The organism is Paracoccus aminovorans, assembly GCF_900005615.1.
Taxonomy (GTDB): Bacteria; Pseudomonadota; Alphaproteobacteria; order Rhodobacterales; family Rhodobacteraceae; genus Paracoccus; species Paracoccus aminovorans.
Map to the genome: position 1 here is coordinate 2,817,187 of NZ_LN832559.1, position 25,046 is coordinate 2,842,232.

Here is a 25,046-nt window from a genome sequence, read left to right on the forward strand (position 1 = left end):
CACCTTCTGTCAGGACCTCTGCCGCATCCTGCCGCCATCGTCACAGGAGGCCAAGATGCTGACCCTATACCACGCCCCGAAAAGCCGCTCGTCCAGCGTGCTCGTGCTGTTGAAGGAACTCGACGCGCTCGACCGGGTGCAGATCCGCAAGGTCGATATCCCGCGTCAGGACGGCAGCGGCGCCCGCGATCCCGCCAACCCGCACCCCGAGGGCAAGGTGCCCTACCTGACCAACGGCCAGGACCATGTCCGCGAACGCGGCGCGATCATGCTCTACCTGACCGACCTGTTCCCCGAGGCCGGGCTGGGTCCCCTGCCCGGCGACCCCGCGCGCGGGCAATACCTGGGCTGGCTCAGCTGGTATCAGGGCGTGCTGGAACCGGTGGCGATCCTGAACTTCTTCAAGATCGAGCATCCGGCGCTGCAAGCCACCTTCCGCGACTACGACACCGCGATCCGGCGGCTCGAAGAGGTGCTGGCGAAGCAGCCCTTTCTGCTGGGCGAGCGGTTCTCGGCCGCCGACCTGCTGATCGCCTCGCCCTTCATCTTCTTCGGCGAGGGCATGCCGCGCCCGCCGGTGGTGGAGGCATGGGTCAGCCGGGTTCAGTCGCGGCCGTCGATGGCATGGGCCCGCGATTTCGACGGCTGAGCCGGGCCGCCGGCGGGCAGCCGCGCCAGCTGGACCATCAGGATGCCGGCCGCCACCACCGCCGCGCCCAGCACATCGGCGGCGCCGAAGCGTTCGCCAAGCAGCACGGCGGCGATGACGACGCCGAAGATCGGCGACAGGAAATGAAAGGTCGCCGCCCGCACCGCGCCGACGCGGTTGACCAGCAGGAACCACAGCCAGGTCGCGCCGATGCCGGGCACCAGAACGGTATAGAGAAAGGCGCCGACCAGGCCGGGGCTCCAATGCACCGGGCGGCTCCACTCCATCGCCGCGGCGGGCAGCAGCAGCGCCAGCGCCCCCACCGCCATCTGCAGGCCGACGATCATCATCATGTTGCGGCTGCCCCCGGCCCCGCGTGCGGCCAGCGTCGCCAGGGTCAGCGCCACCACGCCGATCAGGCACAGCACCAGCCCGGGAATGTCCAGCCCGTGGCGCAGCCGCACGCCCATGATCAGGCCCACGCCCAGGATGCCGGCGACCAGCCCGGCCACGGCCATGGGACGCAGCCGCTCGCCAAGGACCAGCCAGCCCAGCAGGGCCACCAGAAGCGGCATCATCGAGGCGATGATCGCCGCGGCCGAGGCCTCGACATGCTGCATGGCGACCCAGTTCAACCCCAGGTAAAGCGCGTTCTGGCACATACCGAAAATCACCACCGTGCGCCATTCCGCCCGGCCGAGTCGCCAGCTTTCCCCCATGGCGCGGGCCAGCGGAATCGCCACCAGGGCCGACAGGGCAAAGCGGATCACCAGCGCCGTCAGCGGCGGCGCGGCCAGCACGATCATGCGGGTGGTGGTAAAGGCCGAGGCCCAGGCCAGCGCGAAACCGACCCCCATCAGGATGGCTTTCAGGTCCATGGCGCTTCCTTTCCCTGCCCGCCCCCCTTGGGCTAGCAGATCGCGCCGCCGGTGCAAGCGCGGCCGGCCTTCACCGTCGGCCCGATACCCATGCCCAGCGCGCGCGGGGTTCCGGAACCCGCGGATCGGGCGAAAACGAAGAAGGGCCGCGCTCTCCTTGCGCGGCCCCTCCTGACACGAACGCCCGGTTTCAGGCGTTCACGCTGTCTTTCAGCGCCTTGGCGATGGTGACCTTGACCACCTTGTCGGCAGGCTTCGTCATCATTTCCTGGGTCTGCGGGTTGCGGACCTGACGTTCGGGGCGGGCGCGGCAGGCAACCTTGCCGATACCCGGCAGGGTGACGGCGCCACCTTCGGCAACAGTGCGCGACACGACGGCCGACAGCGCATCCAGAGCCGCCGCTGCGGTCTTCTTGTCGCTGCCCATTTCATCGGCCAGCGTGGCGACGAGCTGAGTCTTGGTCATCGGTTTAGAAGCGGCCTGAGCCATGTTCTGTCTCCTCGTTGTTCCCCGTTCGGGAAATTTTCGGACGCCACAGTGGCGGCACGAAAGTCGCTACACAAGGTTTTTGCGCGCAGATCAAGCGTTTTCCTGTGTTTTCGGGCCGCGGACGTAGCGAAAATACCCGAAAACCGGCCTGTCAGAGGAAAGCGGTCTCGTTGAACGACCGCAACTTCCGCGAGTGGATGCGCTCCAGCGGCGTGGCGCGCAGCTTTTCCATCGCCCGGACTCCGATCAGCAGATGGTTCGCGACCTGGGTGCGATAGAAATCCGTGGCCATGCCGGGCAGCTTCAACTCGCCATGCAGCGGCTTGTCCGACACGCAGAGCAGCGTGCCATAGGGCACCCGGAAGCGGAACCCGTTCGCGGCGATGGTGGCGCTTTCCATGTCCAGCGCGACGGCGCGCGACTGCGACAGCCGCTGGACGGGGCCGGACTGGTCGCGCAGTTCCCAGTTGCGGTTGTCGATCGTCGCCACCGTGCCGGTGCGCATGATCGCCTTGAGGTCGTAGCCGTCCAGCTGCGTGACCTCGGCCACCGCCTCTTGCAGCGCCACCTGCACCTCGGCCAGAGCCGGGATCGGCACCCAGACCGGCAGGTCGTCGTCAAGCACGTGATCCTCGCGCAGATAGGCATGGGCCAGGACGAAATCGCCCAGCGACTGCGAATTGCGCAGCCCGGCGCAATGGCCGACCATCAGCCAGGCGTGAGGCCGCAGCACGGCGATATGGTCGGTCGCGGTTTTCGCATTGGACGGCCCGACGCCGATGTTCACCAGGGTGATGCCGTCGCCGTCCGGGCGTTTCAGGTGATAGGCCGGCATCTGCGGCATCTTGGCGCCGGTGGCGATGATGTCCTCGGGCCGCTCCAGCACCTGGTTCCACGGCGCGATGAAGGCGGTATAGCCCGACTCGGGGTCGGACAGCGCGCGGCGGGCGAAACCCTCGAACTCGTCGACGTAGAACTGGTAGTTCGTGAACATCACGAAGTTCTGGAAATGCTCGGGCAGGGTCGCGGTGTAATGCGACAGCCGCGCCAGCGAATAATCCACCCGCTGCGCGGTAAAGGGCGCCAGCGGCTGGCTGCCGTCCGGGTTCAGCCCCGCGGTGCCGTTGACGATGTCGTCGTTCATCGTGTTCAGGTCCGGCACGTCGAAGACGTCGCGCAGGGAATAGTTCAGCACGCCTTCCTGCGGCACGTTCAGGTCGCTTTGCGTCGCCACGGCGAAATGCACCGGCATCGGCGTGCCGCTGTCGGCGACCGAGACCGGGACGCCGTGGTTCTTCATCAACAGCCCGATCTGCTCGGTCAGGTAGCCGCGGAACAGGTCGGGCCGGGTGATCGAGGTGGCATAGACCCCGGGCAGCGCGACATGGCCGAAGGACAGCCGCGAATCCGTCTTGGAATGCACCGGCACCCGCAGCCGCAGCTCGGGGTAGAAGGCGCGATAGCGCGCCTGCGGCCGGGCGCCCTGCAACGTGGCGACGAAGCGCTCCAGCAGGAAATGCGAGGCGCGTTCGTAAAGTTCGATCAGCCGCGCGACGGCGGCGGCGGGGTCGTCGAAGGACTGCCGCTCGGCGGGTTCGGGCGTTTCCAGGGGAAGGGTCCGGCGGTCGGTCGTCATGCGCGCTCTCCAATTTGGCGCCAGAGTGCCAGCGCCGCCCGGCACTGGCAAGCGGCTGGCCCAGTGCCTATCTGGGGAGACAAAGGAGTGATCCGCATGGAATTTTCCGTTCTCGATCTTGCCGTCGTCGCCGAAGGCGCGGACGCCCGGCAGGCCATCGCCAATTCGGTTTCGCTGGCCCAGGCCGCCGAGGGCTGGGGCTACAAGCGCTTCTGGCTGGCCGAGCATCACAACATGCCCGGCATCGCCAGCGCCGCGACGGCGGTACTGATCGGCCATGTCGCCGAACATACGCAGACGATCCGCGTCGGCGCCGGCGGCGTCATGCTGCCCAATCACGCGCCGCTGGCGATTGCCGAACAATTCGGCACCTTGGCGACGATCCATGGCGACCGCATCGACCTGGGCCTGGGCCGCGCGCCCGGCGGCGACGGTGCCGTCATGCATGCGCTGCGCCGCGCCATGCAGCGCAACGACGATTTCCCGAACGACGTGGTCGAGCTGATGCGCTATCTGGGCACGCCGCGCCCCGGCGCCCCGGTCGCGGCCCATCCGGGCGAGGGCACGAATGTGCCGGTCTGGATCCTGGGCTCGTCGCTTTACGGCGCCAGCCTCGCCGCCGTGCTGGGCCTGCCCTATGCCTTTGCCAGCCATTTCGCGCCCGGCGACCTGGAGCAGGCGGTCGGGCTGTACCGCGAGCGGTTCGAGGCGACCGAGTTCGGCACCCGCCCGCGCTTCATGCTGGCGGTGAACGTCATCGCCGCCGACACCGACGCCGAGGCGCAGCGGCTGCGCAGCAGCCAGATGATTTCCTTTGCCCGGCTGCGCACCGGCATGCCGGGGCTGCTGCCGCCGCCGGTCGACGACATCCATGACGCGGTGCCGGCCGCGGTGCTGCCGATGGTCGAGCACGCGCTGTCGGTCAGCGCCGTCGGCGCGCCCCAGACGGTCGCCACGCAGCTGGACGCGCTGATCGCGACATACCGCCCGGACGAGTTGATCCTGGTTGGGAACATCTACGACCAGGCGGCGCGACACCGCTCCTTCGCCATCGCGGCCGAGATCCTGCGGGGCCGGGCGTGAGGGTGCTGGTCTTTGGCCACGGCTATTCCGCCGGCTTCCTGACGCCGCTGCTCGTGGCCGAGGGCTGGCAGGTCGCCGGCACCACGCGCGGCGACACCGCGCGCGTGGCGGCGGCGGGGGCCGAGCCGCTGCTCTGGCCGGGGGACGAAGGCGCGGTGCGGCAAGAGATCGCGGCGGCCGATGCGATCCTGGTCTCGGTCGGGCCGGACGGCGGCGCGGACCCGGTGCTGGCGGCGTTCGGCGCCGAGATCGGGCGCGCGCGGCCGCGCTGGCTGGGCTATCTGTCCACCACCGGGGTCTATGGCGATCACGGCGGCGGCTGGGTCGATGAGGACACGCCCCTGACCCCATCCACACGGCGCGGGCGCGAGCGGGTCGCTGCCGAGCAGGGCTGGCAGCGGCTGGCGGCGGAACACGGGTTGCCCCTGCACATCTTTCGCCTGGCCGGAATCTATGGCCCCGGACGCGGGCCCTTTGCCAAGCTGCGCGCCGGCACCGCGCGGCGCATCGTCAAGCCCGGGCAGATCTTTTCCCGCATCCATGCCGAGGATATCGCCCGGGTGCTGCTGGCCTCGATCAAGGCGCCCTGCCCCGGCGCGGTCTACAATGTCTGCGACGACGATCCCGCCCCGCCCGAGGCGGTGATCGGCCATGCCGCGGCCCTGCTGGGCCTGCCCCTGCCCCCGGCCGAGGATTTCGCCACGGCCGAGATGACGCCGATGGCGCGCAGCTTCTATGCCGAAAGCAAGCGCGTGACGAACACCCGCATCAAGCGCCAGCTGGGCGTCGCGCTGCGCTATCCCGACTATCGCGCCGGGCTGGTGGCGCTGGCCCGGGCCGAGGGGTTGATCTAGGGCGCGATCGAGCAGCAGCCGGTCAGCATGCGCGATGGCTGGTCCTGCCCGTCCAGGATCACCGTGACCGCCAGCGCGAAGCTGCGGTCGGACATGCCGTCCGAGCACTGTTCGGGCTGCATCACCGCGGTCAGCCGGCCCTTGTCGTCGCCGGCGATCATGCCGCGCATCGGCTCGCCCTCGATGCCGCGGTCCATGACCTTGCGCAGCGACAGCGGGCGCTCGGGCTGGTCGGGGGCGCTGAACACCAGGCCCTTCTCGACGGTCTTGAAGGACCAGAAGGGTTCGGTGCCGCTGCAGCGCAGGGTCAGCGGCAGGGCGTTCGGCTTCCAGGCCGAGGGCTGCGGCTTCAGGAAGCGCAGCGCCACCCAGCCGGTCTTTTCGCCCGCGTTCACCCGGCCCCATTTGCCCGACCCGTCGCGGGCCAGCAGTTCCACCCCCTTGGCGGTCGAGGGCAGCGTGGCGATGACCTTGGCCTTGCCATCCGGCGCCTCGCGCACGTTCAGCGTGTCCCAGGTTTCCACCACGGTCACGTCGAAGAGATTCGGCAGATAATCCTCGGCCATGGCCGCCGCCGGAGCCGCCAGCGCCAAGCCGGCCAGAAGGGTCGTCAACAGGTTCATGGGGGCACCGTGTCGGTCAGGTTACATCGAAGAAATTAGCATCAATCGAACGCAGGACATAGGTCTTGTCGATGCGCACGCCGACGCCGTGGTCGATCATCAGCCGCGCCAGGCGGGCGCCGTCGATCAGCACCACCCGCTGCTGGACGCGGCGGACATAGTCCCGCGCGTCCTTGCTAAAGGACGAGGTGGTGACGAAAACGCCCTTGGTGGCGCTTTCGCCGGTCATCGAGCCGATGAAGGCCTGAAGCGCCGGGCGGCCGATGGTATTCTCGGGCGCGTAACGCTTGGCCTGGATATAGACGGCGTCGAGGCCCAGCTTGTCCTCGTTCACCACGCCGTCGATGCCGCCGTCGCCGGATCTGCCGATGGCCTGCCCCATCTCGGCCCGGCCATCGCCATAGCCCATGGCGAGCAGCAATTCGACGATCAGAAGCTCGAAACGGGCGGGGGTGAGGGAGAGAACCTGTTCCAGCAGGTCTTCCGCCAAGGCTTCACTGATTTCCTGATAAGCCGCTTCGATCGTCTCGACGGGCGGCAGTGAAGACTCGACCACTCGATCCACCTCTATGACCGCAGCCAGGCCAGCCCCCTCCTCCCGCTCGGCGATAAGAGCGTTGAGATAGTTCTTGTCAACGTGCGCACCTGAGCGCGCCACAGCTTGGCCTTGCGGCGAAAGTTCATAGACACCGCGCTTCGGGCGTACGACGAGCCCCGCCTTCATCAAGCGGAAAATGGCCCAATCGGCACGGTCGACAACGCGGGTTCTTGTACCGCTGGGTATCAATTCGGCCATCTGATCTTGGCTGAGGCCATATCGCTTCTGAATGCCCACCGCGCATTCCTTGGCATTGGTCGCCCCAGCAGCCAAGAGTTCCAGACACGGCCGAAACAGCTCATACATCGAAGGAATTTCGCTCACGCCCGTTTTTCCCCAATCTGGGCGACGCCGAGGACTTCCAGCACCTTGGCTTCGATGTCGGGCGCCGACATGCGGGCGCAGCGATACATGGCCTCGGGGCTGGCGTGGTCGATGAAGGTGTCTGGAAGCACCATCTGGCGGAAGCGCAGCCCGCCGTCGAACACGCCCTCGTCGGACAGCAGCTGCGCCACCAGCGAGCCGAAGCCGCCGACGGCGCCCTCTTCGATGGTGATCAGCGCCTCATGCGTGCGCGCAAGGCGCAGGATCGTCTCGCGATCCAGGGGCTTCGCGAAGCGCGCATCGACCACCGTCGGCGTGACGCCGCGCGCCGCCAGGGCCTCGCGGGCGCGCATCACCTCGGCGAGGCGCGTGCCGAAGGACAGGATCGCGACGCGCTTGCCCTCGCAGATGACGCGGGCCTTGCCGATCTCCAACGGAATGCCGCGCTCGGGCATCTCGACGCCCATGCCCTCGCCGCGCGGATAGCGGAAGGCGATGGGGCCGTCGTCATGGGCGGCGGCGGTGGCGACCATATGCACCAGCTCGGCCTCGTCGGCGGCGGCCATCACCACGAAGCCGGGGAGGTTTGCGAGGAAGGCGATGTCATAAGCACCGGCATGGGTCGCGCCATCGGCGCCGACCAGCCCGGCGCGGTCGATGGCAAAGCGCACCGGCAGCCGCTGGATCGCCACGTCATGCACGACCTGGTCGTAGCCGCGCTGCAAAAAGGTCGAATAGAGCGCACAGAAGGGCTTCATCCCGCCTGCAGCCAGCCCGGCCGAGAAGGTCACGGCATGTTGTTCCGCAATGCCCACGTCGAAGCAGCGGCGCGGGAAACGCTCGGCGAACAGGTTCAGCCCGGTGCCGTCCGGCATGGCGGCAGTCACGGCGACGATCTTGTCGTCGCGGCTGGCCTGGTCGACCAGGGCGCGGGCAAAGACCGAGGTATAGCTCGGCGCATTCGATTTCGCCTTGGCCTGGGTGCCGGTCGCCACGTCGAATTTGGCGGTGGCATGGCCCTTGTCTGCGGCGCGCTCGGCGGGGGCATAGCCCTTGCCCTTTTTCGTCACCGCATGGATCAGCACCGGACCGTCGGCGCGGGCCTTGACCGTGCGCAGAAGCGGCAGAAGCTGGTCGAGGTCGTGGCCGTCGACCGGGCCGATATAGGAAAAGCCCAGCTCCTCGAACAGCGTACCGCCCACGGTCATGCCCTTCAGCATCTCCTTGGCGCGCTTGGCACCCTCTTGCATCGGGCCGGGCAGCAGGCTGACGGCGCCCTTGGCGGCGGCCTTGAGATCCTGGAACGGGCCGCCGGTATAGAGCCGCGTCAGATAGGTCGAAAGCGCCCCGGTCGGGGGCGCGATGGACATCTCGTTGTCGTTCAGCACCACGAACAGCCGCTTGCCCAGGTGGCCCGCGTTGTTCAGCGCCTCGAAGGCCATGCCGGCGCTCATGGCGCCGTCGCCGATCACCGCCACGGCGTCGCCCGGATCGCCGCCCAGTTCCCGCGCCATGGCAAAGCCCACGGCCGCGCTGATCGAGGTCGAACTGTGGCCGGCCCCGAACGGGTCATAGGCGCTTTCGCTGCGCTTGGTAAACCCGGACAGCCCGCCCTCGGTCCGCAGGGTGCGGATGCGGTCGCGACGCCCGGTCAGGATCTTGTGCGGATAGCACTGGTGGCCGACGTCCCAGATGATCTTGTCGCGCGGCGCGTCAAAGACGGCGTGCAGCGCCACGGTCAACTCGACAACGCCCAGGCCGGCGCCCAGGTGGCCGCCGGTGACGGAGACCGCGCTGATTGTCTCGGCCCGCAATTCCTCGGCCAGCTGCCGCAATTCGCGATCCGTCAGCGCCTTCAGGTCCGAGGGCAGGGTCACCCGGTCCAGAACCGGAGTCGCGGGGCGGTGATCGTCTTGGGTCATGGCTTGCCCCTTTCCGGGCGGGCTTCAGGCGTCGCGTTCGATAACGAAACGCGCAAGCTGTCGCAAGTTTCCGGCGAGCTCGCCATAGGGGTCCAGCGCCGCCTCGGCATGACGCGCCAGCTTGCGGGCCTTGTCCCGCGCGCCGTCGAGCCCCAAAAGCGACACGAAGGTCGCCTTGTTGGCGGCGCTGTCCTTGCCGGTGCGCTTGCCGGTTTCTTCCTCGTTGCCGGTCACGTCCAGGATGTCGTCCTGGATCTGGAAGGCCAGGCCCAGGTTCTTGGCATAGTCGGCCAGGGGCGCCGCATCCTCGCCCGCCATCACCGCCCCCGCCGTGGCCGAGAACTGGATCAGCGCGCCGGTCTTGGCCCCCTGCAGGCGCTTGATCGCGACGATGTCCAGAGGCTCCAGCGCGGTCTCGGCGGCGATGTCCAGCGCCTGGCCCCAGACCATGCCGCGCGCGCCGATGGCCTCGGACAGCCCATGCACCAGCGCCAGCCGCACCTCGGCCGAGCCGACCGCCGGATCGGTCAACAGCCCGAAGGCCAGCGATTGCAGCGCGTCACCGGCCAGGATCGCCGTCGCCTCGGACCATTGCACATGCACGGTGGGCAGGCCGCGGCGCAGGTCGTCGTCATCCATCGCCGGCAGGTCGTCATGGACCAGGCTATAGGCATGCAGCGCCTCGACCGCCGCCGCGACCGGCAACGATTCCCGGTCGCGCAGGCCGAACAGCCGGGCTGATTCCATCACCAGCAGCGCGCGGATGCGCTTGCCGCCGATGCAGGCATAGCGCATCGCGTCGGCCAGGTCGCCCGAAGGCAGGCCGGCCATGGCCTCTTGCAGCGCGGCCTGGACCTGCGCCTTCACATCCTCAAGGCGGTCCTGCATCACAGCCCCTCGACCGGCACGGTCCCGGTCGGCTGGCCGCCGGCGGCCAGGGTGATCTTCTCGACCCGCTCCTCGGCGGCGCGCAGCACCTTGTCGCAATGCGCGCGCAGCTTGGCGCCGCGTTCGTAAAGCGCGATGGATTCCTCCAAGGTGGCCTCGCCATGCTCCAGCCGGCCGACCGTGGCCTCAAGCTCTTTCATCGCCTCTTCAAAGGACATGTTCTCGATCTCGGTCACGCGGCGGTCTCCCTCAGCACTGCGACATGGGCACGCGCCGAGCGGCCCAAAGCGCCGAGATCATAGCCGCCTTCCAGCGCAGACACCACCGGGGCCGAACAGGCAGCGGCGGTATCGCAGATCATCCTGGTGATGGCGGTGAAATCGCTCTCGTCCCAGTGCAACCCGGCCAGCGGATCGTCGGCATGGGCATCGAAACCGGCCGAGACCAGCACCAGTTGCGGCCGCCAGGCCTCGACCCGGGCCAAAAGCCCGCGCCAGATCTCACGCGCCCGCGCGCCATCGCTGCCGGCGGCCAGCGGCACGTTCACCACCTGGCCATGCGCCCCGGTCTCCGAGGCCGCCCCGGTGCCCGGGTAAAGCGGCGACTGATGGGTCGAGACGAACAGCGCCCGCGCCTCGTCCCACAGCACGTCCTGGGTGCCGTTGCCGTGATGCACGTCGAAATCCAGCACCGCCACGCGCTCCAGCCCGTGATGGTCCAGCGCCCGCTTCGCCCCGATCGCGACCGAGGACAGGATGCAAAAGCCCATCGGCTTCATGCGCTCGGCATGATGGCCGGGCGGACGCATGGCGACAAAGGCATTGGGCGCCTGCCCCGCCAGCACGGCATCGACCGCGGCGCAGACCCCGCCCGCGGCATGGCGCGCCGCCAGCAGGCTGCCCGGCGACAGATAGGTGTCCGAATCCAGCATCGCCCAGCCCTCGGCCGGCTGCTTGCGGCGCAGCATCGCCAGATATTCGGGCGGATGCGCGCGCAGCAGATCTGCCTCATCGGCCTCCGGTGCCGTGCGCCGCTCCAGCGCAAGCCCCTCCAGGGCTGCCAGGACCGCATCCAGCCGGGCCACCTGCTCGGGGTGGCTGGGCGGCGTCACATGCGCCTGTCCCGAGGGATGGGTGTAAAGCAATGTCATCGGCCAAGGATTATGGGCCGCCCCCCGCCCCGGCAAGCAAATGTTCCGCGACCTGCCGAAATCGACGCCCCGGGCGGAACCGCAGCCCCAGGACTTGCTCTCTTTTGTGCAGAAATATCCTGCGGGGGTCCGGGGGCGCAAAGCCCCCGGCAGCAACCGCGCCAGACTCAAACCGTCAGCCGCTGCCCGTCATGCCCCGCCATGCGCAATTCCATCAGCGTGCCCTCGGGCATGTCGCGGTCGAAGGCAACCTCGGTGAAATGCTCGGTCCGGCCCAGGCGCGGACCCTCGGTCAGCACCATGCGGCTCTGCCCGACCTCGCACGCCAGATGCCGGACCAAGGCCGCGTCGCCCTCGGCCCGCAGCCGGGCGGCCCGCTCCTTGATCGCCGGTCCCGGCACGCGCGGCATCCGCGCCGCCGGCGTGCCCTTGCGCGCCGAATAGGGGAAGACATGCAGGAAGGTCAGCCCGCAATCGCCGACCAGCTTCAGGCTGTTTTCGAACATCGCCTCGGTCTCGGTCGGGAAGCCGGCGATGATGTCGGCGCCGAAGATGATGCCGGGCCGCAGCTTGCGGGCCTCCTCGCAGAAGCGGATGGCATCGTCGCGCAGGTGCCGGCGCTTCATCCGCTTCAGGATCATGTCGTCGCCGGCCTGCAAGGACAGGTGCAGATGCGGCATCAGCCGCGGCTCCGCGGCGATGGCCAGCATCAGGTTCTCATCCGCCTCGATCGAGTCGATGCTGGAGATCCGCAGCCGCGGCAGGTCCGGCACCAGCCGCAGGATGCGCATCACCAGATCGCCCAGCCGCGGCGTCCCCGGCAGGTCGGCGCCCCAAGAGGTCAGGTCCACCCCGGTCAGCACCACCTCGTTGAAGCCGCGGTCGCGCAGCCGCTTGATCTGGTCCACCACCACCCCCGCCGGCACGGAACGCGAATTGCCGCGGCCATAGGGGATGATGCAGAAGGTGCAGCGATGGTCGCAGCCGTTCTGCACCTGCACATAGGCGCGATGCCGGCCGAAGCCGTCGATCAGGTGGCCGGCGGTTTCCTTGACCGACATGATGTCGTCGACCTGCACACGCTCGGTCTGGCCGATCAGGTCGGGGGCCTGCATCGCGGCCCAGGTCGCCGGCTGCATCTTTTCGTGGTTGCCGATGACGCGGCTGACCTCGGCCATGGCGGCAAAGGTTTCGGGCTCGGTCTGGGCCGCACAGCCGGTGACGATGACCGGGGCGCCGGGGTTCTCGCGCGCCAGCCGGCGGATCTCCTGCCGGGCCTTGCGCACCGCCTCAGCCGTCACCGCGCAGGTGTTCACGATCACCGCGCCGGAAAGCCCGGCGCTTTCGGCCATCTCGCGCATCGCCTCGGTCTCATAGGCGTTCAGCCGGCAGCCGAGAGTGGCAAAGACAGGCGCCTTCAGGTCCTTCATCCGCGCCAGACCCCGTCGAAGACATGCGCGGTCGGGCCGGTCATCCAGACCCCGTCCTCGCGCCAGTCGATTTCCAGCTGCCCGCCGGGGACGTTCACCTTGACCCGCCGCCCGGTCAGCCCGCGCCGCGCCGCCGCCACCACCGCCGCGCAGGAGCACGAACCCGAGGCCAGCGTGATACCGGTGCCGCGCTCCCAGATGCGCAGGACGATCTCGCTGTCCGAGACGACCTGCACGACCTCGACATTGGCGCGCTGCGGGTAAAGCGGGTGATGCTCATGCAGGGAGCCGAAGCGTTCCAGGTCGACCGCCGCGGCGTCGGGCACGAAGAAGGTCATGTGCGGATTCCCCATGCCGGTCGCCACCGGATCGCCCGCGATCGGCAGGTGCAGCAGGTCGAGATCCGCCGCCAGCGGGATCCGCGCCCAATCCAGCACCGGCGCGCCCATGTTGACGCGGGTCAGGCGATTGCCCGCATCCTCGGCCATCAGCACGGCATGATCGGTAGCAAGCCGCAGCGCCCCCGCCCCCGATTCGTCCATCAGGAAGCGTGCGACGCAGCGCGTGGCATTGCCGCAGGCCGCCGAGCGCGAGCCGTCCGCGTTGAAGAACACCAGCCGCGCATCGACGTTTTCTCCGGGCAGAATGACGGCCAGCTGGTCGAATCCGACGCCGCGATGGCGATCGGCCATGGCAGCAACAACGCCGGCCTCGGGCAGGAGGCCCGTTCCGCGCGCGTCGAGAACGACGAAATCATTGCCGAGCCCATGCATCTTCATGAAAGGCAGGCCGAGGTTTTGCTGATGTTCCATGAAGCCCCTTTACGCCCGCCCCGAAGTTTTTGCCAGAGGCGGCGTTTTTTCCGCTTGACCCCACCCACCGCCGACCGTAGTTAGCCTCCCGTGCGATGGGCCCATAGCTCAGTTGGTAGAGCAACTGACTTTTAATCAGTGGGTCGCAGGTTCGAATCCTGCTGGGCTCACCACTTTTCCGTTATTTTACAATACGTTAATGTTGGTGAAAATCGCCAGTGTCCGACCGTCCGAATGCGTCCGCGTCGGACGGTCTTTTGCCTTCAGCTCACGGCAGTTTCATCGCCAGGCGTGCGATCCGATCAGCCCCCGCGCGGGCCTCCTCGAGGTATCGCCGGATCGCCGCAATCACCGGCGCCGGCGGCGCCCCTTGCTGGATCAGCGCCGCCTCGAGCGCCGCAAGACAGGCCAAGCCGATGTCCAGGTTGTCGATGATGATTTCGGCCTGGTCGTAGATGGCCTGGATGTGAGCGGCGTTAGTCATCGTGATCTCCCTCTTTACGAGGGGTCAGCCTGTCGCGGGTTTACGCCAATGTCCCGCAACCAACTGGCAAATATAGCACTTCTGCTATACAAATCTGCTATCTGGCCTATTTGTCCAGACGGGGTTCTGGCGTGCTGCCCAAGTGTTCACCCTGCGTTCTTGAGGCGCAATAGAACCACCATGCGAATCACCCATAAGCCAATGACCGGGCTCGTCGTGCGACACCCGGTCAAGCAGGTAGAACGAAAGAATTAACCAGGAAACGCCGGCTGACTGTTAATCGGCGTCGAACCAAGGTCCTGTTCCGGTTGCACGCCGCGCCTCTCGCACCCGGTCCTGAAGGACCTCATGCCAAAGAGCATACGTTTCCGAGGCACTGTTGCACAAATCCTGTCATGGATTCATCTGATGAAACCCGTACGGTAGCTGGTCTGCATGAGCCGACCCGCATCCCCGACATACAGAACCCGGAACTGGCCAGCCTACAATGAAGCGCTCAAGCGCCGGGGTTCGCTGACGATCTGGTTCGACCCCGAGATGAGCTGGGATGCCGCGCCGACAGGCAGGCGTGGCCGCCAGCAGACCTACAGCGATGCCGCCATTCAGACGTGTCTTTCGATGAAGGTGCTCTTCGGCATGGCGCTCAGGCAGACGACTGGTTTCGTCGAGAGCCTGCTGCAGTTGGTTGGTCTCGACTGGACGGTGCCTGACTTCAGCACCCTGTCCCGTCGCCAGAAGACCCTGGCTGTGAACATACCGTATCGCGGGTCCAAGGGGCCGCTGCACCTGCTGATCGACAGCACTGGCATCAAGGTCGAGGGCGAAGGCGAGTGGCACGCCCGCAAGCATGGCGGCCCGAAACGGCGCGTCTGGCGCAAGATCCATCTGGGGATTGATGAGGAAACGCTGGAGGTTCGGGCGGTGGAGATCACAGGGAGCCACATCGGCGATGCGCCGGTGTTACCCGACCTGCTCAAACAGATCCCGGCGCACGAGCAGATCGGCCGCGTCACAGCAGACGGCGCCTACGACACCCGCAAATGCCACGATGCCATCGCTGACCGCGGCGCCGACGCTGTCATTCCGCCCCGCAAGAACGCCAAACCCTGGAAGACAGTCGCCGCCGGCGCGGGCGCACGAAACGAGGCTCTGCGGGCATCGAAATACCTCGGTCGTGCCCTCTGGCGACGATGGAGTGGATACCACCCCCGAAGCCGCGTCGAGACGAAGATGCACTGTGTGAAACTGCTGGGTCAGCGCCTCATGGCACGGGACTTTGACCGACAGGTCGCCGAGCTTCAGGTCCGTATCGCTATTCTGAACCGTTACACCGCGCTTGGCATCCCCGTCACAGAGGCCGTGGGATAGATCTGTCCGGGGAAGGGGGAAATCCGGCCATCAACTCTTTGGTGCAACAGAGTCCGTCCGGGACGAAAACGGCGCATTCGGGGCCACAGCCTGCATCGTCATCCCATGGTTCGCTGATCGCTACGCGGCGGGCGAGGACTGGCGGGCGCTGGCATGGTGGATACATGACCACCTGCCCTATTCCGAGATGTGCTTCTATCCGCGCCTCTGCGCCTTCAACATCGCGTGGCATGAACTGCCCAAGCGCATCACCCGCAGCTACATCGACCCAAAGGGGGTGCTGAAAACTTTCGACACGCTCAATTCCACCACCTCACACGCTGACTGGTATCGCCATTGGGGGAGGCGATATTTGCAACCCGTTGCACCGAGATGAGAGCGCCAACTTTCGACACGCGCAGTTCCAGACTTCCGACATGCGCAGTTCCTGTAAAGCAGGATACCTGATTTGGGGAGGAGACCCTTGCAGCCCCGACGAAGACCAGAAACGAGGCCAACCTTGCCGTGATGATGGGACAAGTGTGGGGACAAGACGTGAAGTCTCGCGGAAAACCTCGAAAAATCACTACTTTTTTCATTCGACTGTAAGAGTGCAGGCTTTCGCGGCTCCGATATCGAATCACCTGCAGAATACTGATATTAAATATAAATATTGCACCTGAATTTTTTTGGAGCAATTCCGTTCCGATTTGGAGCAATTGCGGACGTGCGAATTTTTGATCATTTTTACGCCTTCGCCCATGAAAAGGCCCGCGCAAAGCGCGAGCCTTAGTTGCGGGGGCGAGATTCAGATCACATGCTGATCGCGGAGCGTTTCTTTTCCCAAATTTCGAAGATCTTCCGGGCCTCGAACAGCTTTTCGTAGCTGTCGATCGAGAAGGGGGAATAGCCCTCGCGCAGACCAGTTCGACGGGTGAAAGCTAGGCAGAAGTCTTGCAGGCCGGGTTCGATCCCGCCCTGATCCAGTGCAATCACGTAGGCGTCAATCAAGAGTTCGATCACCAATCCCCATCGACTGGCGCAGGCGCAGGTCAGGCGTTCGTAGAAATCACGCGAGTTCAGATTGGCAAAACCCAGACCGGCTTTGTCGGCATAGGCGTGGCAGAGGTTGACCAGTTCGGTCAGATCATCGGGCCTATGCAGGGCGATCTCAGAGAAAGAAACCGGGCGCAGGAGATAGGCCAGCTGTTCCTCGCTGGTAATATGTGGAACGAGGCTGTTGACGCCGGACAGGATCAGCATCAGCGGCCATTCAGGCTGCTTCAGTAGGGATTTGAAGCTGTCGAGTATCATGACCCGCGCCTCGCCCGTGGCTTTCGGGAAGATGTGTTGACATTCGTCGTAATGGATGCCGATCACGCCCTGTTCGCGTGCCTGAATAACGACTCGGTCCCAAACCTCGCGCTGTGTCAGGCGGCCCTCGGCCGGATAGCCCAGACCCTCGCGCAGAGTATGTATGCCCAGATCCTTCCAGCTGAGCAACCCCTTGAGCACAACAGAGACAAACCGCGCCGATCGGCCATCAGGCATTTTCGTGCTGCCATCGTTCAGACTAAAAATCTGCCTGCGAATCTCGGTCGTTTTGCCGATCCGCGAGGGACCAGTAACAAGCAGGCCTCGCGCCTCGAAGGGGTGGCGAAGGGCGGCTTTGGCATAGTAATCGGTAACCATCCACTCCATCCCCTCCCGCAGGCGCGTGGCCCGCGGGAAGCTATAATGGGCGCCCTTCAGCGCCGAAATCGTCCCGGCCGTGGCGAGATTGACGAAGCTCATGACAGTTTCCCAGTCGTGTCGGGTTTGGGCAGTGCGGGCTCGGACCTGTCCGCATCGGCACCGGGCTGCAGGACCTGACCGTCAATGGGCGGCTGGAAGCCGGGACCGATCCTGCGCACACCCGAGGTCGCGGTTTCATCGGCTATGCAACCGGGCTGTACCATTCCCGGGACTGCTGTCCGGCGGCGCGAATGCTGGCCCGCTGTCACGATCTGAGCTTTCTTCTGCGCCTCATCCGTGGTCATGTAACTGCGCGCCAGCTTGTGCTCGACCGCGATGAAATGCATCCGGTCGAAGCGTTCGCGCCGCACCCGCGCCAGAAGAGCCTCAGCGTCTTCTGCCTCCTCCGGGTCCTCGGCCCGCGTAGCCTCGGCGATGGCCAAGAATTCCGGAATGGTCAAATCAGACATCGCGGTCTAGGACAGATCAGCAAGAATCGGGTCGGGATGGCCCTTGATCAGGACAGTGACATGATTGGTGCAATCCGGATCGGAATGAACCGAGACCTTGCCCTCGACGTGATCCCTGACCGACTGTAATGCTGGCGAATTGTAGGGTAGCCCGAAGACCTTGACGCCCTCGTCGGTGATCTTGGCCTTGTTCTCCCAGCCCAGATGGATGCGCCGGTCATGCGGGCCGGGCGCGGAAATCGCACCGTAGTTGTGATCGATATACTCCTTCATTTTGATCGGGCGGCGCCCCATCAGGGTGACGCCGTAATGCCGCTCGTTCGGGTACTCATCGACCAGATAGCGGGTGATCAGGCCGTAAAGCTCCTCACAATCCAGAACGCCATTTTTGATCGGATCATAGCCCGGCAGTGCGCCGGCCCGGCGCCCGGTATAGCCGTGGATCAGATTGATCAGGATGCTTTCCATCGAGCCGAACATGCGTTCGAGATAGGGTTTGTCGACGCCGTGATAGCTGCGCGCATCGACGCTTTGGCCGAGGATGCCGAGGGTTGCGGCTTTCACGGCAGCATTTCGGATGCCGTAACCATTATCGCCCTTGAGGCTTCCGATGCCAACGGGTGGCATCGGATCGCATTCGCAGCCATAGATGACTTTTTCGCGGGTCTTGTCGCGCGTGGCCATGCGCATGGCCTCCAACGTGGCCTCCTTCGAGGGGCTGCCGGTCAAGACCCAAGCCAAGGGCATACGCGTTGCCACATCCAGCATCAAAACTAGCCAGAGACGGGTGTGGATGATCTCATCAATCTCTTCCAGCGCAGCCTGCTCATCCGCGCTTAGCCGTTCCCACCAACCCTTTTTCTTCGCGACCGTGATCAGCGACAGCTTGCATTCATCGATCTGAACCAATTCACCGATCATCAGTGCCCGTGTGTCCGTACAGCCGCGAGACCGGTTATTGGCCACGGCCCGTGCACCATCCCGAGCGATCGCCAGAGCAGTGGAACCAATCATCCTGATATGATCAGCCATGGTCTTGTGGGTGACCGGCTTCAGCGGCTCCAGGCCGTTCAGCTTACGTTTGGCGTTTTCCTCGGTGATCAGTGTGCACAGGTGCCGAAGCGCGGCCGAGACATTGGGCTTTTTCAGGTCGAGATGGATCTGCTCGATTGCCTCAGTCATCAGTTCGCGCACTCTGGTCAGGATGCGGGGTGCGCGGTTACCGCGTAACCAGACCCGATCAACCAAGGACATTTCGTCATGGCCCGCATCGATGTAACGTTGCCGATATTCAAGGATGGTTCGGCCCTTCGGCATGAACGCGACCAGTTTGGTCGATCCGCCACGCGGAGCTAGGTTGATGGGGCGGGTGATGTAAAGCTGCCTGGCAATGTCGCGCATGACGCGCCGATTGTGGTCCTTGTCAAGCGCCGCAGCGGTGACCTCCACACCGGCTTCGGCAAGATAATCGACCCCGGCGATGATAGCCTTACGCAGATCGATCTGGTCCCGCAGGTCTTCGGACAGTTGCTGCCGGTAATGCAACCCGCCTTGCCGGACACGCGCCGCCCCGCCGGAATCGGCTATCTGATTGGTCGAGCAGTCAGGGCGCCGCAATCTGGCCAGCACCTCATTATAGCTCATCACCTCGACCCGTCCGGTCTCAGCATGCTCAGCGCGGTAATGGCCGTCGCCATTGGGATAGAGAATGCGGGTAGTCCCCGCCGTTTTCACATGCAGGCCGGGGGGAATAGTATAGTTCAGCGTCATTCTTCGACCCTCCAGATGCGGGAGCGATGGCAGATAACGGCGTCCCGATTGGCACCGAGCTTTTTCGCGGCGATCAGGCGCATGCAGGAATGGAAAATGCGACTTGGGGACAGATCGAGATGCGGGATCAGATCCGACATCCGCCAAAGGGTTTTCAGGTCATGGATGGCGGCTTCGACCAACCGGTCTGAGGCCGGATCTGGCTCGAATGCCACCAGCCAGTGCATGCGGCGCAGGTTCTCGCGGTGCGGGCGGGAATAACTATCGCCGTCGACAACGGCGAACTCATGCGCCTCATGGTGCGGAACGGCTTCGGCGATGGCGTCGATTTCTTCCCGCACCCAAGGCTTTTCTAGGCTGTCCCTGTTTCGGACAAAGATGAAGCGGCGCAAACCAGACCGGAACGTGATCCTCAGGTCGATCGTATGCCAGGCGCTGCGACCAGACGGATGCCGGTAAGGGAAGCGTACTGGCTGAAACTCGACATTATAAATGCCGGGCGTGGTCAAGGCCATCTCACCTACCGCGACCTCGGCGCCGCTTTCAGCCAACCCGATACGCGGTTGCCACCCATTGGCCTCGGTCTTGTAGGTCAGGCTTACCTTATGCGAGGTGCTGCTGATGGTGGTCGGATTCCGGGCGCCGGTGAACGGAAGCACGCCGTGGACGTCCGGCAGGGTGATCTTGCCCACCGAGCGCAGCTTGGGTTGGCCATAATTCCAGATGTCGTGGTCGATCTCCATGAAGGGTTCGCTCATGACTCGCCCTCCTCGGCGTCGTGCTGCGTCGGTTCCGAGGCCCGATCAGCAAACTTTGCCAATCGCGTATTCTGAATGGTCCTGACATCTACTGCCAGCCATTTTGCTGCCTCTGCGACTGTCACCATACCTTCTGGCTGGAGGTGCAGCAGCGCCTTCAACGAATTCATCGGCACCACGAAATCGGCCAACTGAAACGGATTCGGCAGTCGCGCGGCCAATTCCAGCCTGCCGCCAAAGACCTGTCCAAGAATCCACGCCGTCGAGCAGTGGGTACGCGCCGCCGCCGAGGTGATTGGTCTCCAATATCGCGATGGCTTTCGAATCCCCGTCACCGCATCTTGAAGACGTTTCAGGAACGCCATTATCTGATCCTGATGATACATCGGCATGCCGCCATCATCGGCAAAATGCGGCACCAACAGCCCGGCCGCGCGAAGCCGCTCCATCACATAACGATCCGCGCCCAAAACGGAGCGCGCCACCGTGATCGAGGACAGCTTGCGAACCTTTGCGATAATATCTTCCATCCGCGCCCGCGGAATCAGCAGCGTCGGATCACTGCTGTGATTCGGTCGATTGTCGGCTCGCAGGCCCTCTAGACGAAGCTGCCGATTCAGCAAGGAAATTGGCACATCATAGTGCTGACTCGCCGTCAACGCGGTGAAAACATAGTTTCCTCTGGATTGCTTGCCGAGCTTCTGGTCCGACCTGATCGACTACCGCGCCGCCGACGACCTGCTGCGCGCCCGCGCCCCGATCCTGCTGGTCCAGGGCGGCCGCGACGGCTCGGCCCCGGCCGAGGCCGCCCGCGCCAGTGCCGATCTCTTCGCCAGGGCGGGCCGCTGCAATCTTGCCTATTGGGAATTGCCCGGGCTGGACCACGGCATGGTCGATGCCGACGGCGGCAGCCGGATGGGTGAGGTGCTGGCCCTGGCCCGGGACTGGCTGGCGCGCAGCCGCGCCGGGAACGCGCCACGGCCCTGCATGCAGGCCGGGGCTGCGGGTGGGGCGGAGTAGCGGGCGCCGCGTCACCGCCCGGCAGTGTGCAAGCATCCGGCGAGGTGGGTGACATGATCCAAGCGTTTCATCATTCCAGTCACGGAGCCACGACCTTCCCGACCTGTCTCACCCCCGACCTGGGCCTCGCCCTGGTCAACCTGCACCTTCACGGCTGCGCCGATGTCGCGGCGGCCCGGGCACTGCATGCGATCGGGCTGGTCGCGCCCGCAAGCTTTTCCGGCCCGGGCCCGAGGGGCCGGCGCCTCGCCTTCGCCGCCGTCGCGCTGGAGTTCCAGGCTCATCTGGAAATCGGCGACATCCTGCAGGGCCGCGCCATCCGCCACCGCTTCGTGCAGGAGGCCTTCCTGCGCATGGATCTCGACCAGTTCGCCGGGGCGGAGGCGGTGGTCTTCGAGCACGGCTACCTGGAGCGATTGTCACCCGAGGAACTCGCAGCCGCACACCGGCGATCCGCAAGGGGCTGGCGGACGGATTGATCCGGGGCCCGGGATTCAGCCGCGCCGACACCCCAGACCGCCATGCGGCCGGATGAACCGCAGGAGACCACAGCCATGACCCATTGGTACACCGCCGATCTGCATCTCGAGCATGAGGAGATCATCCCGGTCACCAGATGGCCCTTCCGCCATGCCGGGCACATGGAAACGGTGCTGCTCGAAAACCTCTGGAAGAAGGTCGGGGCCGAGGACGATCTCTGGATCCTCGGCGATTTCGCCGGCGGGCCGCAGGCCGGGGACGCGGACGGACTGCGCGGGATCTTCGAACAGCTGCCCGGCGCGCGGCAGCACCTGGTGATCGGCGATCACGACGGGATCGCGACCCGGGGGCTGCCCTGGGACAGCCCCTCGTACCTGGCCGAGGTCGAGGATCCCGACGCGGCGCAGCCGGTCACGCTCTGCCATTACCCGATGATGACCTAGACCCAGGCCCGCGGCGGCGCGGCGCATCTCTTCGGCCATGTGCATGGCCATTGGCTGGGGTCGCGCAATGCGGTCAATGTCGGCGTCGATGCCTGGGATTACCGGCCCGTCACGCTCCGCCAGGCCCTGCAGCGGGCGCGCGGGCTGCCGGTCAACAGGCACTGGCGGGAGGTCGAGCCGGGGGCCGGATTGGCCTGAGGGCGGATAGGGCGCGGGCGTGCGGGAGAATCGCTTCGGCAGCCCCGTGGTCAGCGGCGCCAAGGTCATTGCCAAGGCAGCGCGAACAGCGTGATGCTGGCGTCAAGGCTTGGGATTGCCCGTCGGTGATGCTTCGACAGGCTGCGGCCCGGTCGCACGACATGCCGGCGCATCGGCACTGGCGCGATGCCCAGCCGGGGGCAAAAGCGAGGGTCGGTGTCGCATCCGACGGCGCCGCACAGGCATGCACCGCTAGACGGGAGAGGAGGCAAGATGTCTTGGGACGAGAGGGAGGAGGCAACCATGCGGCACCGGCGCGGCAACACGCGCAGATCGTTCACCCCCTACGAAAACCTGTCGCGGCATCGCCAGCGCGATGCCTTCATCCGCCTGCGCGGACGCATCCTGCGCGAGACCCCGCGCCATGGCGGACTGTTCGCCAGCGACATGGTGCTGGACGAGACAGCGCCTGCCCGGCAATGGTTCGATTTTGTGTTCCTCGGCCTCGACGGCCACAGCATCTGGAACGCCACCCTGGTCACCGGCGGGCTGGTCTTCCAGGACCGGATCCAGGACCTAGCCTGGGATCGGACCTGCGCGCGCCTGACCCCGGCCGAGTTCGAAGCCGAGTTCCGCTGGAAATCCGGGCCAGTGTATTCCGTCGGCCGGCAGAAGTTCTACCCGGTGATCCTGCCCGAACCGCGCCGGCATGCCGCGCTCGACGGCCTCACCTTCCGGGAATACTAGGTGCGGGCGGCCTCGGACATCCTGCGCGACACCCCGCCCCCGGTCCATGAATCCTTCCGGCTGGACCGCGCCTATCGCTACGGCACCGGGCTGGAGATCGTCCTCGATATCCCTGCCATCGATCGCGCCGCGATCGAGTGCGCCATCCACAGGTTTCGCGAATGCGGCGAGACCGACTGGCAGAGCCCCACACCGATCCCCCGCGATCATCCCAGGAAAACGGAGGCAGAGATCTTGGCCAGGGCGCGCAAGCAAGGGGAAGCGTCGCAAACCGCATAAGTCACGCGGCCACCAGTGGCCGTGGCACCCCCCCCCCGAAACCGGACCAGATGACGATGACGCTGAGTTTCGACGCATCCGCGCGACCGACTGGCCGCAAGTCGCAGATCCAGCTCGACGCGCCGCTTCTTGGGGCGTCTACGCTCACATTCCTGAAACCTCGTCTGAAGACGGTGATCAGGCCGTTGGCCGCCAAGTTTGCGGGAATGGGCATCACGGCCAATCAGGTGACGCTCGCCTCCCTCGCCGTGCTCGGCCTCATCATCGCGATGCTCGGCGGGTTGCCCGCAGCCATGCAACCGCTGCCGCCACTCCTTTATGGCGGCCTCATTCTGACGATCTGGAACCGGCTGCGCTTTGTCGTGTCTACTCGCGCTGACTGTCGAAACCGTCGTTCCAAGGCTTTCTCGATTTGCGGGTAGCAACCGGAGTGCTGGCCGGAGTTGCTTCAAGGAAAGTCGGGACAAGGCCGCGGGGATGTCGCTGCCAACAACGGAGGCAGCTACGTGCTATGCATACGGTTCAATCCACCACCCGACACTCGATCACACCATCGCCTGCAAAGTCGTCGATCCTGACCCGCGATCTGCTGGTCGCCGGCGGCGCCACGGCCCTTGACCAGCCCAACACGACCGAGATCGCTCCGATGCCCCGCACCAAACCCAACCCCCGCAATGCCGAAGTCGGCTTCAGGGGCGAGAAGCGTTCGAATGTGACCCACGCCTCGACGATGGATCCGGACGCCGTGGCAGGATGTTCGAGGTGAAGCGGACCTTCTTCTCGGCCGGCACGGCGGTAGCGCGGTCGCGCACCTTGTGCCGCTGCACCGGCAAGGGGTCGATCCCGGTCTGGATCATCCGCGCAGGGCCGTGCCGTGATGAACAACGCGCTGGCGCCCATCGGGCAGACGCTCGTCCGTGAACCTGGCGACGAAGCTCGCCGCTTCCGCCTGAGCGCCGCGGCCAGCATCTGGCGAGCACCCTCGCGGGCGATCTCGGTCAGCGGGTCAAGGATCGTTCCGGGCTGGTGAAGCTGGGTGATCGTGGTATTGTCCTTCATGGCGTATCGCTCCTGCGGAAGGTTCTGGCAGGCTTCAGCACCCGCCACGATACGCCGCCTTCTCAGGCCACATCACCCATTTTCGGACATAGCCCTGCGTTTGATCATGCGGCACAATGTGCGGCCTCACTGCTCTCCTGTCTAGCACTATGTCTTGCGGAATCCATTTGGACGAAAGATGAACATCTGCTAGATGTGGTGTCAGTCGTCCATTGGAGACAATAGCATGTCTAAGAACACAAAAGGCACTTCAGGCGGTATGGCGTCGAAGGCTGGCTCGATACTCGGCAACCCGAACGCTTCGGCAACCGCCCGCAGCCTCGCGGGGTCGGCGCTGGCGCAGGCCGGGACAGACAAGCAGACAGGCGCGCGGATGGAGGATCGCGCTTCGCAGGTGCTGTCTAGCCCGAAGTACAGCGCCACAACGAAATCGCTGGCCGGGTCGGTCCTGTCGCAGTCGAACAAGAAACGCTGACCGCTGACGCGGTCGAGCGCCATAACGGGGAGTGGGCATCAACGATCGCCATTTTATGCCGCATCAGCGAGACGCCAGCATCTTTGCGGTTGGTACGTATGTTGGTGATGAGCTTCGGGCAACATGCTGCTGCAGGGCGCAAGAGGGCGGGCGTGGCTCGGTGAAGCCCCCAGCTCCCCGTGCGGGCAGGCCGGCCAAAAGCGCCCCCTGCTGCCGAAGCATGTATGGTCCATCCGTGTCCGCCTTGAGATGGCGGATAACCGGCGGGATCTTGCCCTGTTCAATATGGCCATCGACAGCAAGCTTCGTGGCTGCGACCTCGTTTGCCTGAAAGTCCGCGACGTCTTCGCGGCAGGGAGGGTGAAGGAGCGCACCTCGGTCACCCAGAGCAAGACGGGTAAGCCTGTTCGCTTCGAAATCACTGAAACGACACGGCAATCCTTAG

The 25,046-nt window shown here is 65.5% G+C and carries 28 protein-coding genes, 1 tRNA gene and 2 pseudogenes; 13 read left to right on the plus strand and 18 right to left on the minus strand.

Annotated elements, in window-relative coordinates:
* The first annotated feature begins 55 nt into the window (after positions 1–55).
* Positions 56–649, plus strand: coding sequence for a glutathione S-transferase family protein (locus tag JCM7685_RS14005; RefSeq protein ID WP_074966012.1), 594 nt, complete (start codon positions 56–58; stop codon positions 647–649).
* On the opposite strand, the gene JCM7685_RS14010 is transcribed toward JCM7685_RS14005, so the two are convergent.
* From JCM7685_RS14010 to JCM7685_RS14020, 3 genes are all read right to left on the minus strand, one after another.
* Entirely contained in the window at positions 604–1,527 is a 924-nt protein-coding gene (locus tag JCM7685_RS14010) for a DMT family transporter (protein ID WP_074966011.1), read from the minus strand. The genes JCM7685_RS14005 and JCM7685_RS14010 overlap by 46 nt on opposite strands.
* 190 nt (positions 1,528–1,717) lie before the next feature.
* The gene (locus JCM7685_RS14015) at positions 1,718–2,017 is read right to left on the minus strand and encodes an HU family DNA-binding protein (RefSeq protein WP_019352361.1); all 300 of its coding nucleotides are present in this window, start codon (positions 2,015–2,017) and stop codon (positions 1,718–1,720) included.
* Positions 2,018–2,168: 151 nt separating this feature from the next.
* Positions 2,169–3,653, minus strand: a complete 1,485-nt coding sequence (locus JCM7685_RS14020; RefSeq protein ID WP_074966010.1) for an AMP nucleosidase — start codon at positions 3,651–3,653, stop codon at positions 2,169–2,171.
* Between the two features lie 96 nt (positions 3,654–3,749).
* Here JCM7685_RS14020 and JCM7685_RS14025 point away from each other — a divergent pair, with 96 nt between their 5' ends.
* The gene (locus JCM7685_RS14025) at positions 3,750–4,736 is read left to right on the plus strand and encodes an LLM class flavin-dependent oxidoreductase (protein WP_074966009.1); all 987 of its coding nucleotides are present in this window, start codon (positions 3,750–3,752) and stop codon (positions 4,734–4,736) included.
* A complete protein-coding gene (locus tag JCM7685_RS14030; RefSeq protein WP_074966008.1) occupies positions 4,733–5,590 on the plus strand; it encodes an SDR family oxidoreductase in 858 nt (285 codons plus the stop codon). Before JCM7685_RS14025 ends, JCM7685_RS14030 begins: the two co-directional genes overlap by 4 nt.
* Here the strand turns inward: JCM7685_RS14030 and JCM7685_RS14035 are convergent.
* The 8 genes from JCM7685_RS14035 to dapF form a co-directional block, all read right to left on the minus strand.
* Entirely contained in the window at positions 5,587–6,213 is a 627-nt protein-coding gene (locus JCM7685_RS14035; RefSeq protein ID WP_074966007.1) for a COG3650 family protein, read from the minus strand. The two genes, JCM7685_RS14030 and JCM7685_RS14035, sit on opposite strands and share 4 nt — an antisense overlap.
* Positions 6,214–6,229: 16 nt before the next feature.
* The gene (locus tag JCM7685_RS14040) at positions 6,230–7,135 is read right to left on the minus strand and encodes a restriction endonuclease (RefSeq protein ID WP_139218058.1); all 906 of its coding nucleotides are present in this window, start codon (positions 7,133–7,135) and stop codon (positions 6,230–6,232) included.
* A complete protein-coding gene (dxs, locus tag JCM7685_RS14045) occupies positions 7,132–9,057 on the minus strand; it encodes a 1-deoxy-D-xylulose-5-phosphate synthase (RefSeq protein WP_074966005.1) in 1,926 nt (641 codons plus the stop codon). The genes JCM7685_RS14040 and dxs overlap by 4 nt, the downstream gene beginning before the upstream one ends.
* 24 nt (positions 9,058–9,081) lie before the next feature.
* Positions 9,082–9,945, minus strand: coding sequence for a polyprenyl synthetase family protein (locus tag JCM7685_RS14050; RefSeq protein ID WP_074966004.1), 864 nt, complete (start codon positions 9,943–9,945; stop codon positions 9,082–9,084).
* Positions 9,945–10,181 carry an exodeoxyribonuclease VII small subunit gene (locus JCM7685_RS14055; protein ID WP_074966003.1) on the minus strand — a complete coding sequence of 79 codons (237 nt, stop codon included), beginning with the start codon at positions 10,179–10,181 and terminating at the stop codon, positions 9,945–9,947. Before JCM7685_RS14055 ends, JCM7685_RS14050 begins: the two co-directional genes overlap by 1 nt.
* The gene (locus JCM7685_RS14060) at positions 10,178–11,095 is read right to left on the minus strand and encodes a histone deacetylase family protein (protein ID WP_074966002.1); all 918 of its coding nucleotides are present in this window, start codon (positions 11,093–11,095) and stop codon (positions 10,178–10,180) included. Before JCM7685_RS14060 ends, JCM7685_RS14055 begins: the two co-directional genes overlap by 4 nt.
* 167 nt (positions 11,096–11,262) lie before the next feature.
* Entirely contained in the window at positions 11,263–12,516 is a 1,254-nt protein-coding gene (mtaB, locus tag JCM7685_RS14065) for a tRNA (N(6)-L-threonylcarbamoyladenosine(37)-C(2))-methylthiotransferase MtaB (protein WP_100526128.1), read from the minus strand.
* Between the two features lie 5 nt (positions 12,517–12,521).
* Positions 12,522–13,337, minus strand: coding sequence for a diaminopimelate epimerase (gene dapF, locus JCM7685_RS14070; protein WP_074966000.1), 816 nt, complete (start codon positions 13,335–13,337; stop codon positions 12,522–12,524).
* A 97-nt stretch (positions 13,338–13,434) separates the two neighbouring features.
* Here dapF and JCM7685_RS14075 point away from each other — a divergent pair.
* Positions 13,435–13,510, plus strand: a tRNA-Lys gene (locus JCM7685_RS14075).
* 95 nt (positions 13,511–13,605) lie between these two features.
* On the opposite strand, the gene JCM7685_RS14080 is transcribed toward JCM7685_RS14075, so the two are convergent.
* Positions 13,606–13,821: a hypothetical protein gene (locus tag JCM7685_RS14080; protein WP_074965999.1), complete on the minus strand. Its 216-nt coding sequence runs from the start codon at positions 13,819–13,821 to the stop codon at positions 13,606–13,608.
* A 435-nt stretch (positions 13,822–14,256) separates the two neighbouring features.
* Between JCM7685_RS14080 and JCM7685_RS14085 the strand changes: the two genes are divergently transcribed.
* Positions 14,257–15,189 (plus strand): IS5 family transposase, encoded by a 933-nt coding sequence (locus tag JCM7685_RS14085; RefSeq protein WP_100526042.1) that lies wholly within the window; start codon positions 14,257–14,259, stop codon positions 15,187–15,189.
* Positions 15,190–15,981: 792 nt separating this feature from the next.
* On the opposite strand, the gene JCM7685_RS14090 is transcribed toward JCM7685_RS14085, so the two are convergent.
* From JCM7685_RS14090 to JCM7685_RS14110, 5 genes are read right to left on the minus strand one after another with little or no spacing between them, the layout of a single operon-like run.
* A complete protein-coding gene (locus tag JCM7685_RS14090) occupies positions 15,982–16,962 on the minus strand; it encodes an ATP-binding protein (RefSeq protein ID WP_074971117.1) in 981 nt (326 codons plus the stop codon).
* Positions 16,959–17,372 (minus strand): hypothetical protein, encoded by a 414-nt coding sequence (locus tag JCM7685_RS14095; protein WP_074971119.1) that lies wholly within the window; start codon positions 17,370–17,372, stop codon positions 16,959–16,961. The genes JCM7685_RS14090 and JCM7685_RS14095 overlap by 4 nt, the downstream gene beginning before the upstream one ends.
* A gap of 6 nt (positions 17,373–17,378) precedes the next feature.
* On the minus strand, positions 17,379–19,142 hold the full coding sequence (locus JCM7685_RS14100) for a transposase family protein (protein ID WP_139218155.1): 1,764 nt from the start codon (positions 19,140–19,142) through the stop codon (positions 17,379–17,381).
* On the minus strand, positions 19,139–19,900 hold the full coding sequence (locus tag JCM7685_RS14105; RefSeq protein WP_074971123.1) for a hypothetical protein: 762 nt from the start codon (positions 19,898–19,900) through the stop codon (positions 19,139–19,141). Before JCM7685_RS14105 ends, JCM7685_RS14100 begins: the two co-directional genes overlap by 4 nt.
* On the minus strand, positions 19,897–20,430 hold the full coding sequence (locus tag JCM7685_RS14110; protein ID WP_074971125.1) for a hypothetical protein: 534 nt from the start codon (positions 20,428–20,430) through the stop codon (positions 19,897–19,899). The genes JCM7685_RS14105 and JCM7685_RS14110 overlap by 4 nt, the downstream gene beginning before the upstream one ends.
* A 160-nt stretch (positions 20,431–20,590) precedes the next feature.
* Here JCM7685_RS14110 and JCM7685_RS14115 point away from each other — a divergent pair, with 160 nt between their 5' ends.
* From JCM7685_RS14115 to JCM7685_RS14140, 6 genes are all read left to right on the plus strand, one after another.
* The gene (locus JCM7685_RS14115) at positions 20,591–20,920 is read left to right on the plus strand and encodes a hypothetical protein (RefSeq protein ID WP_074971127.1); all 330 of its coding nucleotides are present in this window, start codon (positions 20,591–20,593) and stop codon (positions 20,918–20,920) included.
* Positions 20,921–20,964: 44 nt separating this feature from the next.
* Complete coding sequence (locus JCM7685_RS14120) at positions 20,965–21,399, plus strand: hypothetical protein (RefSeq protein ID WP_139218156.1); 435 nt, start codon at positions 20,965–20,967, stop codon at positions 21,397–21,399.
* 75 nt (positions 21,400–21,474) lie between these two features.
* Positions 21,475–21,843 carry a hypothetical protein gene (locus JCM7685_RS14125; RefSeq protein ID WP_231964649.1) on the plus strand — a complete coding sequence of 123 codons (369 nt, stop codon included), beginning with the start codon at positions 21,475–21,477 and terminating at the stop codon, positions 21,841–21,843.
* Positions 21,844–22,344: 501 nt separating this feature from the next.
* On the plus strand, positions 22,345–22,788 hold the full coding sequence (locus JCM7685_RS14130) for a hypothetical protein (protein WP_074971131.1): 444 nt from the start codon (positions 22,345–22,347) through the stop codon (positions 22,786–22,788).
* Positions 22,789–23,067, plus strand: a complete 279-nt coding sequence (locus JCM7685_RS14135) for a hypothetical protein (protein WP_074971133.1) — start codon at positions 22,789–22,791, stop codon at positions 23,065–23,067.
* 50 nt (positions 23,068–23,117) lie between these two features.
* Positions 23,118–23,489 carry a hypothetical protein gene (locus JCM7685_RS14140; protein ID WP_074971135.1) on the plus strand — a complete coding sequence of 124 codons (372 nt, stop codon included), beginning with the start codon at positions 23,118–23,120 and terminating at the stop codon, positions 23,487–23,489.
* Positions 23,490–23,810: 321 nt separating this feature from the next.
* Here the strand turns inward: JCM7685_RS14140 and JCM7685_RS20920 are convergent.
* Positions 23,811–24,126, minus strand: a pseudogene (locus tag JCM7685_RS20920) (IS256 family transposase); the annotation flags it as partial.
* Positions 24,127–24,352: 226 nt separating this feature from the next.
* On the opposite strand from JCM7685_RS20920, the gene JCM7685_RS14155 reads away from it, so the two are divergent.
* Complete coding sequence (locus JCM7685_RS14155) at positions 24,353–24,601, plus strand: hypothetical protein (protein ID WP_074971137.1); 249 nt, start codon at positions 24,353–24,355, stop codon at positions 24,599–24,601.
* Positions 24,602–24,793: 192 nt separating this feature from the next.
* Positions 24,794–25,045, plus strand: a pseudogene (locus JCM7685_RS14160) (integrase); the annotation flags it as partial.
* Position 25,046 lies beyond the last annotated feature (1 nt).

What these genes read in the sequence shown, in the direction of transcription:
- JCM7685_RS14110 (WP_074971125.1), bottom strand. Translation starts at nt 20,430, where the DNA reads ATGGAAGATATTATCGCAAAGGTTCGCAAGCTGTCCTCGATCACGGTG.
- JCM7685_RS14005 (WP_074966012.1), top strand. Translation starts at nt 56, where the DNA reads ATGCTGACCCTATACCACGCCCCGAAAAGCCGCTCGTCCAGCGTGCTC.
- JCM7685_RS14035 (WP_074966007.1), bottom strand. Translation starts at nt 6,213, where the DNA reads ATGAACCTGTTGACGACCCTTCTGGCCGGCTTGGCGCTGGCGGCTCCG.
- dxs (WP_074966005.1), bottom strand. Translation starts at nt 9,057, where the DNA reads ATGACCCAAGACGATCACCGCCCCGCGACTCCGGTTCTGGACCGGGTG.
- JCM7685_RS14020 (WP_074966010.1), bottom strand. Translation starts at nt 3,653, where the DNA reads ATGACGACCGACCGCCGGACCCTTCCCCTGGAAACGCCCGAACCCGCC.
- JCM7685_RS14140 (WP_074971135.1), top strand. Translation starts at nt 23,118, where the DNA reads ATGACGATGACGCTGAGTTTCGACGCATCCGCGCGACCGACTGGCCGC.
- JCM7685_RS14100 (WP_139218155.1), bottom strand. Translation starts at nt 19,142, where the DNA reads ATGACGCTGAACTATACTATTCCCCCCGGCCTGCATGTGAAAACGGCG.
- JCM7685_RS14130 (WP_074971131.1), top strand. Translation starts at nt 22,345, where the DNA reads ATGCGGCACCGGCGCGGCAACACGCGCAGATCGTTCACCCCCTACGAA.
- JCM7685_RS14025 (WP_074966009.1), top strand. Translation starts at nt 3,750, where the DNA reads ATGGAATTTTCCGTTCTCGATCTTGCCGTCGTCGCCGAAGGCGCGGAC.
- dapF (WP_074966000.1), bottom strand. Translation starts at nt 13,337, where the DNA reads ATGGAACATCAGCAAAACCTCGGCCTGCCTTTCATGAAGATGCATGGG.
- JCM7685_RS14060 (WP_074966002.1), bottom strand. Translation starts at nt 11,095, where the DNA reads ATGACATTGCTTTACACCCATCCCTCGGGACAGGCGCATGTGACGCCG.
- JCM7685_RS14095 (WP_074971119.1), bottom strand. Translation starts at nt 17,372, where the DNA reads ATGTCTGATTTGACCATTCCGGAATTCTTGGCCATCGCCGAGGCTACG.
- JCM7685_RS14080 (WP_074965999.1), bottom strand. Translation starts at nt 13,821, where the DNA reads ATGACTAACGCCGCTCACATCCAGGCCATCTACGACCAGGCCGAAATC.
- JCM7685_RS14125 (WP_231964649.1), top strand. Translation starts at nt 21,475, where the DNA reads ATGACCCATTGGTACACCGCCGATCTGCATCTCGAGCATGAGGAGATC.
- JCM7685_RS14105 (WP_074971123.1), bottom strand. Translation starts at nt 19,900, where the DNA reads ATGAGCGAACCCTTCATGGAGATCGACCACGACATCTGGAATTATGGC.
- JCM7685_RS14090 (WP_074971117.1), bottom strand. Translation starts at nt 16,962, where the DNA reads ATGAGCTTCGTCAATCTCGCCACGGCCGGGACGATTTCGGCGCTGAAG.
- JCM7685_RS14015 (WP_019352361.1), bottom strand. Translation starts at nt 2,017, where the DNA reads ATGGCTCAGGCCGCTTCTAAACCGATGACCAAGACTCAGCTCGTCGCC.
- JCM7685_RS14155 (WP_074971137.1), top strand. Translation starts at nt 24,353, where the DNA reads ATGTCTAAGAACACAAAAGGCACTTCAGGCGGTATGGCGTCGAAGGCT.
- JCM7685_RS14085 (WP_100526042.1), top strand. Translation starts at nt 14,257, where the DNA reads ATGAGCCGACCCGCATCCCCGACATACAGAACCCGGAACTGGCCAGCC.
- JCM7685_RS14010 (WP_074966011.1), bottom strand. Translation starts at nt 1,527, where the DNA reads ATGGACCTGAAAGCCATCCTGATGGGGGTCGGTTTCGCGCTGGCCTGG.
- JCM7685_RS14050 (WP_074966004.1), bottom strand. Translation starts at nt 9,945, where the DNA reads ATGCAGGACCGCCTTGAGGATGTGAAGGCGCAGGTCCAGGCCGCGCTG.